Source organism: Bradyrhizobium macuxiense (genome assembly GCF_001542415.1).
Classification (GTDB): Bacteria; Pseudomonadota; Alphaproteobacteria; order Rhizobiales; family Xanthobacteraceae; genus Bradyrhizobium; species Bradyrhizobium macuxiense.
The window spans coordinates 273099-285159 of sequence record NZ_LNCU01000010.1 but is presented as its reverse complement, the minus strand read 5'-3'; the positions used below and the strand labels follow the sequence as shown (position 1 = coordinate 285159).

The following is a 12061-nucleotide window of genomic DNA, read 5'->3' as shown; positions in this document are numbered from 1 at the left end:
AAGCTGAGGTTGCGAAACTTCAGTGTTCCCCGGAGAGACCAGATGAACATCCACAAGAATGCGCCTTTGACGCCGAAAGGTCGAGAGGCGATGGTGCGGAGCGTGATCGAGGGCGGCCTGACGAAGGCCACAGCCGCGCTCCAATTCAATGTGACGGCAAAGACGGTCGCCAAATGGGTCAAGCGCTTCCGCGCATTAGGCGTCGATGGTTTGCGGGATCGTTCCTCGCGGCCTCATTCATTGCCAAGCCAAACCCCGGCAGCCACATGCGCCGCTGTCGAGACGTTCCGCCGGCAGCGCCACACCGGCAAACAGATCGCGCTCGAAGTTGGGGTCTCCGCAGCAACCGTCAGCCGTATCCTGCGCCGACTCGGTTTGAACAGGCTGGCTGCCCTGGAGCCGGCCGAGCCGATCCGGCGCTATGAGCGCCAGCATCCTGGTGAACTGATCCACATAGACATCAAAAAGCTCGGCAAGTTCAATCGGATCGGCCATCGGATCACCGGCGATCGACATGGGTCGAGCAATCTGCGTTCTCGCCGTCAAGGGCCAGGCTGGGAATACGTACATGTCTGCATCGACGATGCGTCACGGATCGCTTTCAGCCAGGTCATGAAGAACGAGCGAAAGGGTTGCGCCATCGCTTTCCTCAAGGCGGCCGTGGCCTACTACGTGAGCCTCGGCGTGAAGGTACAGCGCGTCATGACCGACAACGGCGCGTGCTACAAATCCTTCGCCTTCCTAAGGGCGTGTAAGCGCCTCGGCCTCAAGCACATCCGCACCAGGCCCTATACACCCAAAACCAATGGCAAGGCCGAACGCTTCATTCAAACCAGCCTACGAGAATGGGCCTATGCGCAGGCCTACAACACCTCAGCAGAAAGAGCAGCCGAGTTGCCACGATGGCTTCATTGCTACAACTGGCATCGTCCTCATGGCAGTATCGGCTCAAAGCCACCGATCAGCAGACTCGGATTGACCGGGAACAACCTCTTGAGGCTCCACAACTAGGGCGTCAGGCCTGCACGACTTCGCCGTCCGCATCATGCGTGCTCGTCAGTCACGCACTCAGCGTCCACCGCATCTCCACCCAACACTCGTGACGATCGCGAAGCGCCCCTCAAGCGGGTGAGACCGCCAATTCATACACCAAATCGCAATTTCGAAAAACAGAAATATTTTGCACGTGAGGGCTTGACGGCTTTTGCTGAGAATTGGCAACACCAAGCGAACGCGGCGAGCCTCAGTGCGCGTTCTTCCCGGCCATGAAGACGTACATGTCCCAGAACGTCTCCGGGTGGTCGGTTTCGAAACGGTGCCATTGATCCAGGTTGGCCTCATCGGCCGCGCCTGGAAACTGCTTGTGAAACTTTTCGATCACCGTCGCATCGTCGAAGGGTTCGAAGCCCAGGAACGAAAGACCATTGTCGTTCAGAAACGCCGCGATCTCAGGGATCGTGAAGTGATGCTCCATGACGTTGAACAGCAGGTCGCGGCAGCCGCTCATGCTGTAGAAATCCTTCGCGCCGATCAGCGTTCTCCAGTGCTCGGCCTCGCGGATGATGTCCTGGCGGCACCTTCGCATGTCGTCGGCCGTGGCGCGATAACCGCGCGCCGCGATGCGGGCGCGGGCCTCCACGATCACGCGCCGCGCCAGGCTGCTGTACAGCCCGATGCGCATCCGGCCACCCGGTCGCAGCAGCGAGACCAGCACGCGCCAGCCGGCCATCGGCTCCACGAGATGATGCAGCACACCGACCGACTCGATGTGATCGAAGGTGCGATCGATCGTGCCCAGCTCCAGAATATCCGCCTGCGCATACTCGATATTGCGCAAGCCCAGTTCCCTGGTCTTACGACGCGCATAGGCAAGACTGGTCATGCTGATATCGACCGCGAGCAAACGCGCGTTCGGATAGACTTGCGCGATCTGAATGGCGTGCGAGCCGGTGCCGCACCCCGCGATCAGAATATCCAGGCTCGCTTGCTGCTCCGCGGTCTGGATGATCTTTCCCCGCGCCTGATCGGCCGCGAACGCGTTCAGCGGGTTGATGGTCCAGCGCGGATAGGGATTTTCCTCGTATTGGCGCATCACCTCCACTGAGACGCTGTCCTTGATCGGACCAAGCGTCGCGATGGCGGCGCGCTCACCCATCTCCTCAAGCGGCTCGTGGAGTTGCACCCGCAACAGGCCGGCCACGGTCGCAGGCCAGTCCCGGCGCAGCAGCGCGTCCGTCTCCGGCATGGCATGAATCGGGAAATAAGCAGCAACGACCGCCAGCGTGAGTGGAGTGATCGCGGCGCCTGAGGCCAGGTCCTGCAGCATCCGATCGCGCAGCCGGCTCGCAAGCTCGCTTTCCTCTGCGGCCTGCCCATAGGCATATTCGGTGATGAAGCACTGCCGGGCGAGTGCGCAGGCAAAGGCGACGATATCCTCGTCGACCTCGCCGTTGTCTTCGCCCTGCTCGCCCGCAAGCCGTAGCAGCTCGGCGCGCGCATGGCCCAGCAGCACTTCAAGCTGCATGCTTGCCAGCGTCGTCGCTTCCATCGCGCAGCGCAGGAACAGGTCGTTCGCGAGCGGCGTGACGCCTTCAGTGCCGAACAATTCGACGTTCGTGACCGGTAGCGGCCACTTGCCGGCAATCCGCGCACCATACGCGGTGATGACCGGGCTCTGCAGGATGAAGGCGACAGCTTTCCCCTCCATGCCGAGCGCAAGCGCCTTGGTGAAATGCGCAACCGCTTTGCCGCGATTGCCCAACGACTGGTACGAATTGCCGGCATTGTAGTGGCAGGCGGCGTTCACTTCGTCGGCAGCGATCGCTTTCGCGAACATCTTCACCGCGCCGCGGTGGTCGCTGGATGCTTGCGCCATCAGGCCGAGAAGATTCAGGCTCTGCACATGTGCAGGGTCGCGCGCGAGGATTTGACGGCAAATCTCCCCGGCTTCATTGCCGCGGCCCATCGCGTGAAAACGCCTCGCCTCCGCCGCGAGGTCGAGAATGCTGACGCCCGCAGCAGCGGAGGCGAGCGCGTTCGGCTTCCTTGCGGATTCCTTGTTGGCCGCACGTCGTTCTTTTCGGTTCATGTCCCGTCAACTGGCCCAAACAGTCAAACGCCGCCGAACAGCACACCAGGAGAGGCAGCGGTTTAGGGCGGCGCATCAACAAACCACGCCCGGCACACATAGGGCCGATCGCGCTTGCAGCCAAGGGATATTCTGCCACATCGCCGATGGACGGCTGACGGCCCGTACGGCACAGCTACGGCTCACCGCCAAGCCGCCCCGCGCTTTCAGTTTCCGCCGCGCGCAGATGATCCAGCATCAGCCGGCTGGTCGCGGAGAGATGCGCGGCGTCGCGGACGACGATCTTCAGCTCGCGCCGGCCCCAAGCATCGCGCAGCGGAACTGCCCGGAGGTCCATGCCGGCGCCGACGACCTCGAAGGCGCGGTCAGGGATCAGGCCGAGCCCCATATTCGCCTGCACCATGCGGCAGACCGCGTCGAAGCCCGGCACGTTGATGCGCAGCCGCATCGCCTTGCCGGCCTGGGTCGCCGCATATTGCGAGCGCAGGTAGATCGAGCTCGCGGTATGCAGGCCGATGTGATCGAAGTCGAGCGTGTCGGCGAACAACAGGCTCTCGCGGCCGACCAGCGGATGATCTGATCGCATCACCACGACCAGATTGTCGTGTCGGTAGTGGAAAACGTCGAGCGCGCGTTGTCGGCCTCGGCCGAGCAGATACCGATCTCGGCCGCGCCCTCCTCGATGCCGCGCACCACCTGCCCGCTCGGCCGCTCCTGGAGATCGACGCGCAGCAGCCCGTGTGCGCCGAAGAAGGCGGAGAGATCCTCAGGCAGGTATTGCACGATCGCCGACAGATTGGCGAGCATGCGGACATGCCCCCGCACGCCTTGCGAATATTCCGACAGCTCGACCGCGATCTTCTCGACATTGAGCAGCGTGACGCGGGCATGATGCAGCAGCGCCTCGCCGGCCGGCGTCAGCGCCATGCCCTTGGCGAGACGCTTGAACAGCGTGACGCCGAAGGCGAGCTCGAAATCGTTCATGCGTTTCGATACCGCGGATGCCGCAATGCCCTCTCGTTGAGCGGCGCGGGTCAGGTTCTGCTCGTCGCAGACGGCGACGAACAGGCGGAGCGTGGTGAGATCGACGCGGCGCGTCAGCGCCGCTTCCGCCGGCGTGGGATTGCGCTGCAGGTCGTCGTCGATCGAGGCAAGCGGCATGGAGACGTCCTTGTGGGAGCGACACCTTCGGAGTAGCGCCACGAGCGGCGCGAAAAATCCCAAACGAATGCGGAAGCAACCGAATTGTTGGAAAAGGATTCCAGCAGAACAACCGAAACGGGTGAGATATTCCAACGCGGCGGACGCATCGCCCACGCCGACGCTGCTCCTTCCGGTCGTCTCGCCGCGGCGACAGCGCTACAGACAACCGGTCCGTATGTCGGGCAAGGCCGAAGCGACGCTCGGCCGCGCTTCGCGCCCCCATGACCCGGCCACAGTTTGAAACATGCAGTTTGTGCCAAAGGCGCATCGGCTCCCCGATCGCCGGCCGGCACCAGATTGCGCTCTATCGACGACGAGGTGGCCGCCGTCTACCGCAACGTGCACCTTCGTGATAAAACTCATGAAGGCCGTGAACGGCCCGGAACCGCGCTAACTGCGGCTGGGAAGATAGCGCGGGCAGTCTCGAAGCGGGGGGCAAAACCTCTAGGGAGACTTGATATGTCGCGTTCAAAGCCGACACTCTTCGCTGTGATGCTCGCGCTCTCGATGGGCTTCGTTGTTTATCTCCCGAGCCCTGCCAATGCTGCCAAATACTGCATGCAATTAAGGGGATCGACTGCCGCCGGCCAGCCTGACTGCTCGTTTTCGACGCTGGACGCGTGTCGCGCGCGTGTCAGGCATAGGGGCGGCGGCCACTGTTACAGAATGCACCACTAGTCCGACGGTGCAAATGAGCTGCGCGTACTGAGTTGCACGCGGGCGGCCGCGAAGTCGTACCGGCGTCGCAAATCTCGGCCCTCGCTGAGAGCGAACCTCCGTGCGGCAGGCGACTCCGAGGTGTGTCCTGTTCGAGGACACGCACGACGATCCGGCTTGCTCAATTGTACCGAACTTTCAATGCATCCCGGAATTGTGAACTTGCGAGTCTGATTCATCGGCAGGAGGCTTTCCAGCTCTGTGTTAAGTTTCGGATCGTGCGTCAAACACGCTCAGGGGCAGCACTTCAAGTCATCAGGGAGTGTTTCAATGTCAGACCTCGTTGCGATTGTGTACCCGTCCGAAGCCAAAGCGGAGGAAGTTCGGCAGAAGATACTCAAGCTCCAGAAGGAGTATCTAATCGCGATCCATGATGCCGTAATCGCGGTCAAGACCGGAGATTCGGTAAAGCTCAATCAACTCGTGAACACCACCATGACCGGCGCCGCAGGCGGCAGCTTCTGGGGTTTGCTGTTGGGAATGGTGTTCCTGAATCCCCTTCTTGGCGTGGCTATCGGTGCCGGCGCGGGCGCGTTGAGCGGAGCCTTGACCGACTTCGGCATCAACGATCAGTTCATGAAGGATCTCGCGTCGAAGGTGAAATCAGGAGACGCCGTTCTGTTCTTGCTGATCAAGAGCATGACCGCAGACAAGGTCCTCAATGAAATCAAGGATGCGGGCGGGACCGTTCTGAAGACGTCGCTGGATGAAAAGAAGGAGCAGCACCTCCGCGACACGCTTGCCACCGCGACCCAGCCCAAGGCCGCCTAGTCCTTCGAGGGGCCAGCGATCGCTCAAACAAAAACGCGGCGCCCCGCGGCGCCGCGTTTTCATCATCTCGATCGATCTCTGCTCGTCAGCCCGCGGCCTTTGCCGGGACGTCGCGCTGGCGCTTCATCACGATCTTGTTCAGCGCGCCGAGATAGGCCTTGGCGGATGCGACCAGCGTGTCGGGATCGGCGGCACGCGCGGTCATCGAGCGGCCCTCATGCGCCAAACGCACCGAGACTTCCGCCTGCGCGTCGGTACCTTCGGTCACCGCGTGCACCTGATACAGCTCGAGCTTGGCCTCGTGCGGCACCAGGCGCTTGATGCAGTTGAACACGGCGTCGACCGGACCGTTTCCCTCGGCTTCCTCGATCTTGGTCTGGCCGTCGACATCCAGCTTCATGGTCGCGCGCTGCGGGCCATGGGTGCCGGCGATCACGGTCAGCGAGGTCAGCTTGATACGGTCGTGAGCGGCCGCCATCTCCTGGTCGACCAGCGCCTCGATGTCCTCGTCGTAGATATCCTTCTTGCGGTCGGCCAGCGCCTTCATCCGCGTGAAGGCATCCTCCAGCTGGTTGGCGCCGAGCTTGTAGCCCAGCTCTTCCAGCTTGTGCACGAAGGCGTGGCGGCCGGAATGCTTGCCGAGCACCAGCGACGACTGCTTCAGGCCGACCATCTCGGGCCGCATGATCTCGTAGGTCGAGGCGTCCTTCAGCACGCCGTCCTGATGGATGCCGCTCTCATGGGCGAAGGCGTTACGGCCGACGATCGCCTTGTTGTACTGCACCGGGAACGAGGTCGCGGCCGACACCAGCTTCGAGGCGCGGGTCAGTTGGGTGGTGTCGATCTTGTTCCAGTACGGAAACTTGTCATTCCGCACGTTGATCGCCATCACGATCTCTTCCAGCGCGGCGTTGCCGGCGCGCTCGCCGATGCCGTTGACGGTGCATTCGACCTGACGCGCGCCGCCGACGATGCCGGCCAGCGAGTTCGCCACCGCCATGCCGAGATCGTTGTGACAGTGTACCGAGAACACCGCCTTGTCGGAGTTCGGCACGCGCTCGATCAGCGTCTTCATGAAATGGGTGTATTCCTCCGGCACCGTGTAACCGACGGTGTCGGGGATGTTCACCGTGGTGGCGCCGGCCTTGATCACCGCTTCGACGATCCGGCACAAATAGTCCATCTCGCTGCGGGTGCCGTCCTCGGCCGACCATTCGACGTCGTCGATCTGGTTGCGGGCGCGGGCGACCATCGCGACCGAGGTCTCGATCACCTCCTCGGGGGTCTTGTTCAACTTCACCCGCATATGCAACGGCGAGGTCGCGATCACGGTGTGGACGCGGCCGCGCCTGGCGAACTTCACCGCCTCGGCGCAGCGGTCGATGTCGGCAGGATGCGCGCGGGACAAGCCGGCGATAACCGAGTTCTTGGAGCGGCGGGCGATCTCGCTGACCGCCTGGAAGTCGCCTTCCGAGGTGATCGGGAAACCGGCCTCGATGACGTCGACGCCCATATCGTCCAGCAACTCGGCGACCTCGAGCTTCTCCTCGAAGGTCATGGTGGCGCCGGGGCACTGCTCGCCGTCGCGCAAGGTGGTGTCGAAAATGATGACGCGGTCCTTATCGGACTTGTTCACGGTGGCCATGTCAGAAATTCCTCTAAGCTTTGCGCCCGTCTTGTTGGCAGGGCGATATCAGGGTCCGGTGATCTCGTACAAACCCCTGAGTGCCCAGGCGCAGACGCCCAGCCGGCCCTCAGGGGCAGGTAAGAAGAAGGCCGCCAATAAGGAGGGTGGGCGCTGCGGCCGGGATCGCGGCGGCACCGGCGGCGAACGCCACCTCCCCCGAAATCCCATCAATTTGGCCGCGAATCAGCATTGCCAGACCCTTTGGAGCGCCAAATCCTCGGCCAAAACCATTGACGGTCGGTTGCCGGGCGGCGCTGAACGCCGTCGTTCTAGACGATTATGGCAAGCGGCCGCAATGGGTAAAGATGGTCAGTGGGGTTGACCTAATGCTGTCTGCGTAGAGGCCCTGGTAAGGGACGCACTACGTTAGGGTTCCCTCCCCCTTGTAGGAGGGTTAGGAAGAGGGGTACCACACAACGTGCTCTCTCCCACGTCTACTTGGGTTATCCGGCGGCGCGGTCGAGATTGCGAGACCAGCGTCCCGACTGATCGTCTCGCCCGGGGCTTACCCCTCTCCCTACCCTCCCCCAGCCCTACCATCGTGCTCACCTCACATTCGTGATCCGATCACAGCCCCCTCACCGTCTCCGCCCGCGTGACGCCCGCAGGCTCGAGGGCGTGCGGCCGTAGAGATCGGAGAAGGCGGCGTTGAAGCGGCGGACGCTGCCGAAGCCGGAGCGGAAGGCGATCTCGGTCATGCTGTCGTCGGTGGTGTCGAGCAGCAGCTTGGCGCGCTGCAGCCGGCGGGTGGTCGCGACCTGCTGCGGGCTTGCGCCGACATGGCGCTCGAACAGTCGGGCGAGATGGCGCGTGGTGATGCCGAGCCTGTCCGCGAGGGCGGTGACGGACGCGCGCTCCAGCGCGCCGCCGTCGATCAGCTTCAACGCGCGTGCGACCGTCGAGCGGGTGCCGTTCCAGGCCGGGCAGAACGGCGCGGTCTCCGGGCGGCAGCGCAGGCATGGCCGATAACCCGCCGCCTCGGCCGCGGCGGCTGTCGGATAATAGGTGACGTTGCGCATCAGCGGGTGCTTCACGGGACAGACCGGGCGGCAATAGATCCGTGTGGTCTTCACCGCCGTGAAGAAGCGGCCGTCATAGCGCGCGTCGCGCCGCAGCCGCGCGGCGTTACAGGTCTCAAAGCTCAACATGATCTGAAGTCTAGCGCATCGGGCGCCGAGCGACAGCGGCCGCAGGTGATGAGGTCCGATTCCGGCCAGCGCGATCGGCCGGTCCCACCTAGATCAGCACCGATCGAACCCACTCCTCACCGAAGGCAACGCCATGGATCACCCGACAGCCAAGGACATCGTCCTCAACGCCTGGAAGACTTTCGCAACCCGCGACGCCGCGCAAATCGCCTCCTGCTTCACCGCGGACGCGGAATGGATCGCACCGGCGGGCAACGCGACCGCTGTCGCGCTCGACCATACCGACCACCTGATCGGCGCCGAGCAGATCGCGCGCTTCATCGCGTCCGAGATGCGCCGCCTTTACTCCGACGTCGACATCACCTTCCGCGCCGTCCACGCCGACGGCGACAGCGTGATCGTCGAGGAGCGCATGCTCGCCACGCTGCCGGACGGCCGGCCCTACGACAACGATTACTGCTTCGTCTTCGTGGTCGAGGGCGGCCGCATCAAGCAGGTGCGCGAATACATGGATACGCGCAAGGGCTGGCAAATGGTGTTCGGCGAGGCCGCGGCGTGAGGATGGGCGCGTCGCACTGGCCTACTTCTTCGCCACCGCTTTCTCCGGCCCGTTTTTCCCCTCGGCCTCGAGTGCGTCGCGGATGCGCCTGAACTCGCTCAGGTCAGCCTTGTCGACCTCGGGGAATTTCAGCTCGAGCTTGTCGAGCGCGGCGATGATGGTCGAGCCGATCACGACGCGCGCGAACCATTTGTGGTCGGCAGGCACGATGTGCCACGGCGCATCCCTGGTCGCGGTGTGGTGGATCATGTCCTGGTAGGCGGCCTGGTATCGTGCCCACAGCGCGCGCTCGGAGATGTCGGCCATCGAGAACTTCCAGTTCTTGGCAGGTTCCTCGAGTCGATCGAGGAAGCGCTGGCGCTGCTCCTCCTTGGAGACGTTGAGGAAGAACTTCAAGATGACGGTTCCGTTGCGCGACAGATAGCGCTCGATTGCGGAAATGTCCTCGAACCGTTCGCGCCAGATGTTCTTGCTCAGCAGGCGCTTCGGGAGCTTCTGCTTGCCGAGCACCTCCGGGTGCACGCGCACAACGAGACATTCCTCGTAGTAGGAGCGGTTGAAGATGCCGATGCGGCCGCGCTCGGGCAGCGCGATCATTGCGCGCCACATGAAGTCGTGGTCGAGCTCTTTGGTGGACGGCTGCTTGAAGGACGACACCTCGCAGCCCTGCGGATTGACGCCCTCGAACACACTCTTGATCGCCGAGTCCTTGCCGGCTGCGTCCATGCCCTGGAAGATCAGGAGCAGCGACCAGCGGTCCTGGGCGTAGAGCTTCTCCTGGTAATCGTTGAGCCGCTTGCGGTTGGCTTCGATGATCTTGCTGCCGGCGTCCTTGTCGATGCCGCCCTTCTCGGCGGTCGGATAGGATTTCAGGTGGAATTGGCCGGCGCCGTCGAACCGGAACGGTGTGACGAAGGGCTTCAGTTCATCGGCGAGCGACAGGGACGGTTTCTTGCTCATGACCTCTCGGCGGCTTGGGGGGTGATTTGGTCCAGTCGATGACGCTACCAAGAATGCCCTTGGGCAGGAAGATGATGAAGAGCACCAGCAGCACGCCATAGACCAGATTGTCCCAGCCGACGGCCTTGGTCCCGAAGCCGATCCGCAGCACCTCCGCAAGCAGGATGGTGATGATGGCGCCGACCGTCGGCCCCAGCGCGACATAGACCCCGCCGACGATGGCCGCGAACACCATCTGGAGCGAGACCGCAATGCCGCTGACCGTGTCGGGCGAGATGAACATCTGGTACTGGCAATAGAGCGCGCCCGCGAGCGCGGTCATCAGCGCGCTGATCAACGTGATCTTGAGCTTTTCGGCGGTGACGTTGACGCCGGCTGCCGCGGCGGCATCTTCGTCCTCCGAGATCGCCTCCATGGCGTGGCGGATCATGCTGCGGTCGATCCAGTGCCAGATCACGATGCCGGCGAGCCAGACCGCGAGCGCGATCAGATACCAGATCACCTTGTCGTCGAATTGCAGCGCCACGATGCTGCTGCTGCCGGCCCGCCGCGGCGTGTAGCCGAGCGAACCGCCGGTGTAGTCACGCGTCGCGGTGATGACCTGGAGCACGATGCCCGACAGAGCCAGCGTCACCAGCACGAAGTAGTGGCCCGTGATGCGGAAACGGAAACAGGGATAGGCGACGATCAGCGCGAGCACGCCCGCGGTCGCCATGCTCAGGGGAATGCCGAGCCAGGGCGAGATGCCGAGGTCGTTCCAGAGCAGCGCGGTGACGTAGGCGCCGATCCCCAGGAAGCCGCCATGGCCGAGCGAGACCAGGCCGAAGCGGCCCATGATCGACCACGAGGTGTAGGCAAACGACCAGATCAGGATCAGCACCAAGAGATGCAAGTGGTAGGGATCGCTGTGCACGAAGGGCAGCGCCACCAGCGCGATCAGCGCAACGATCCACGCCTTGACCTGCCTGCTCACGAGCGCCTCGCGAGCAGGCCCGCGGGCCGGATGAACATCATGACGATGAAGAAGCCGAAGGCCAGCACATAGCCCCATTCGAGATCGGAGAACAGGCCGCCGAGCGAGATGATCTCGGCGAACACGAAGGCGGCGATGAAGCCGCCGATGAAATTGCCGAGGCCCCCGAGCACGCAGATCAGGAAGGTGATCGGCCCGAACGACAGGCCGACGAACGGATGCACGTCATATTGCAGCACCAGCAGGCAGGCCGCGAGACCGGCGAGCCCGCCGCCGATCGCCGAGGTGATGAGATAAAGCCGCTTGGGGTCGACGCCCATCAGCGGCATGATCTGGCGGTCCTGCGCGATGGCGCGGATCGCGGTGCCGGTGAAGGTGCGGGTCAGGAACAGGTAGACGCCGATCATGCCGAGCAGCGCCGCCGCAAACGACAGCAGCCGCGCGTAGCTGAAGTTCATGTCGCCGAGCGAGAGCACCGGCAGGCGGATGCCGAGATTCTTGAAATCGATGCCGAAGGCGACGGTAGCAAAGCTCTGCAGGATGAACAGCACGCCGCCGGTCGCCAGCAGCTGGTTGATCGGCGGCGCGGTCAGCAAGGGTGCGATGACGAGGAAATGCAGGGCCGCGCCGAGCAGCGCTACCAGCAGGATGACCAGCGGCGCGGCGGCCCAGTACGGCAGGCCGAAATACTGCACCAGGTAGTACATGCCGTACATGCCGATCATCACGAGCTCGGCGTAGCAGATCCAGGTGACGTCGATGACGCCGAAGATCAGGTTGAGCCCGAGCGCGAGCAGCGCCAGCACGCCGCCGAGCAGGATGCCGTTGATGACGGCCTCCAGGAAGTAGATGTCGAAGATGTCGAGGAAGGATTGCATGCTGTTGCCTCAGATCGACGCCCTCACCTCTCCCCACCGGGGAGAGGTGAGGGGGTGCAGGTCCCAGGTGAGAGCGT

Annotated in this window: 12 protein-coding genes; 4 read left to right on the top strand and 8 right to left on the bottom strand. The window is 63.3% G+C overall.

All coding sequences use genetic code 11. From position 1 onward, the window contains the following. Positions 1-42: 42 nt before the first annotated feature. A complete protein-coding gene (locus AS156_RS02045; protein ID WP_066498346.1) occupies positions 43-1011 on the top strand; it encodes an IS481 family transposase in 969 nt (322 codons plus the stop codon). 232 nt (positions 1012-1243) lie between these two features. On the opposite strand, the gene AS156_RS02040 is transcribed toward AS156_RS02045, so the two are convergent. The 3 genes from AS156_RS02040 to AS156_RS45715 all read right to left on the bottom strand — a co-directional run bounded on the left by AS156_RS02040 (position 1244) and on the right by AS156_RS45715 (position 4249). Then, positions 1244-3088 (bottom strand): class I SAM-dependent methyltransferase, encoded by a 1845-nt coding sequence (locus AS156_RS02040; protein WP_245312509.1) that lies wholly within the window; start codon positions 3086-3088, stop codon positions 1244-1246. A gap of 175 nt (positions 3089-3263) precedes the next feature. Further along, the gene (locus AS156_RS45720; RefSeq protein ID WP_347336603.1) at positions 3264-3677 is read right to left on the bottom strand and encodes a LysR substrate-binding domain-containing protein; all 414 of its coding nucleotides are present in this window, start codon (positions 3675-3677) and stop codon (positions 3264-3266) included. After that, on the bottom strand, positions 3674-4249 hold the full coding sequence (locus tag AS156_RS45715; RefSeq protein WP_347336602.1) for a LysR family transcriptional regulator: 576 nt from the start codon (positions 4247-4249) through the stop codon (positions 3674-3676). Before AS156_RS45715 ends, AS156_RS45720 begins: the two co-directional genes overlap by 4 nt. Positions 4250-4750: 501 nt before the next feature. On the opposite strand from AS156_RS45715, the gene AS156_RS45880 reads away from it, so the two are divergent. Both AS156_RS45880 and AS156_RS02030 read left to right on the top strand, forming a co-directional pair. Further along, positions 4751-4969 (top strand): DUF3551 domain-containing protein, encoded by a 219-nt coding sequence (locus AS156_RS45880; protein WP_430641771.1) that lies wholly within the window; start codon positions 4751-4753, stop codon positions 4967-4969. Between the two features lie 309 nt (positions 4970-5278). Next, positions 5279-5779 carry a DUF1269 domain-containing protein gene (locus AS156_RS02030; RefSeq protein WP_066499251.1) on the top strand — a complete coding sequence of 167 codons (501 nt, stop codon included), beginning with the start codon at positions 5279-5281 and terminating at the stop codon, positions 5777-5779. 85 nt (positions 5780-5864) lie between these two features. Here the strand turns inward: AS156_RS02030 and AS156_RS02025 are convergent, their stop codons facing one another. Together AS156_RS02025 and AS156_RS02020 are read right to left on the bottom strand one after the other, a co-directional pair. Then, positions 5865-7424: a 2-isopropylmalate synthase gene (locus AS156_RS02025; RefSeq protein ID WP_066499249.1), complete on the bottom strand. Its 1560-nt coding sequence runs from the start codon at positions 7422-7424 to the stop codon at positions 5865-5867. A gap of 620 nt (positions 7425-8044) precedes the next feature. Beyond that, positions 8045-8614: a bifunctional transcriptional activator/DNA repair enzyme AdaA gene (locus tag AS156_RS02020; protein ID WP_066499246.1), complete on the bottom strand. Its 570-nt coding sequence runs from the start codon at positions 8612-8614 to the stop codon at positions 8045-8047. 133 nt (positions 8615-8747) lie between these two features. On the opposite strand from AS156_RS02020, the gene AS156_RS02015 reads away from it, so the two are divergent. Beyond that, entirely contained in the window at positions 8748-9173 is a 426-nt protein-coding gene (locus tag AS156_RS02015; RefSeq protein WP_066499240.1) for a nuclear transport factor 2 family protein, read from the top strand. A 21-nt stretch (positions 9174-9194) separates the two neighbouring features. Here AS156_RS02015 and AS156_RS02010 read toward each other — a convergent pair whose 3' ends face one another. The 3 genes from AS156_RS02010 to AS156_RS02000 are packed head-to-tail and all read right to left on the bottom strand — an operon-like array spanning position 9195 to position 11984. Beyond that, entirely contained in the window at positions 9195-10133 is a 939-nt protein-coding gene (locus AS156_RS02010; RefSeq protein WP_066499238.1) for a polyphosphate kinase 2 family protein, read from the bottom strand. Then, positions 10099-11106 carry a branched-chain amino acid ABC transporter permease gene (locus tag AS156_RS02005; RefSeq protein WP_066499236.1) on the bottom strand — a complete coding sequence of 336 codons (1008 nt, stop codon included), beginning with the start codon at positions 11104-11106 and terminating at the stop codon, positions 10099-10101. Before AS156_RS02005 ends, AS156_RS02010 begins: the two co-directional genes overlap by 35 nt. Further along, a complete protein-coding gene (locus AS156_RS02000; protein ID WP_066499230.1) occupies positions 11103-11984 on the bottom strand; it encodes a branched-chain amino acid ABC transporter permease in 882 nt (293 codons plus the stop codon). The genes AS156_RS02005 and AS156_RS02000 overlap by 4 nt, the downstream gene beginning before the upstream one ends. Positions 11985-12061 lie beyond the last annotated feature (77 nt).

Bases quoted from the DNA above. Each gene is read 5' to 3' on its own strand.
- AS156_RS02045 (WP_066498346.1), top strand. From the start codon at position 43: ATGAACATCCACAAGAATGCGCCTTTGACGCCGAAAGGTCGAGAGGCG.
- AS156_RS02040 (WP_245312509.1), bottom strand. From the start codon at position 3,088: ATGAACCGAAAAGAACGACGTGCGGCCAACAAGGAATCCGCAAGGAAG.
- AS156_RS45715 (WP_347336602.1), bottom strand. From the start codon at position 4,249: ATGCCGCTTGCCTCGATCGACGACGACCTGCAGCGCAATCCCACGCCG.
- AS156_RS45880 (WP_430641771.1), top strand. From the start codon at position 4,751: ATGTCGCGTTCAAAGCCGACACTCTTCGCTGTGATGCTCGCGCTCTCG.
- AS156_RS02030 (WP_066499251.1), top strand. From the start codon at position 5,279: ATGTCAGACCTCGTTGCGATTGTGTACCCGTCCGAAGCCAAAGCGGAG.
- AS156_RS02025 (WP_066499249.1), bottom strand. From the start codon at position 7,424: ATGGCCACCGTGAACAAGTCCGATAAGGACCGCGTCATCATTTTCGAC.
- AS156_RS02020 (WP_066499246.1), bottom strand. From the start codon at position 8,614: ATGTTGAGCTTTGAGACCTGTAACGCCGCGCGGCTGCGGCGCGACGCG.
- AS156_RS02015 (WP_066499240.1), top strand. From the start codon at position 8,748: ATGGATCACCCGACAGCCAAGGACATCGTCCTCAACGCCTGGAAGACT.
- AS156_RS02010 (WP_066499238.1), bottom strand. From the start codon at position 10,133: ATGAGCAAGAAACCGTCCCTGTCGCTCGCCGATGAACTGAAGCCCTTC.
- AS156_RS02000 (WP_066499230.1), bottom strand. From the start codon at position 11,984: ATGCAATCCTTCCTCGACATCTTCGACATCTACTTCCTGGAGGCCGTC.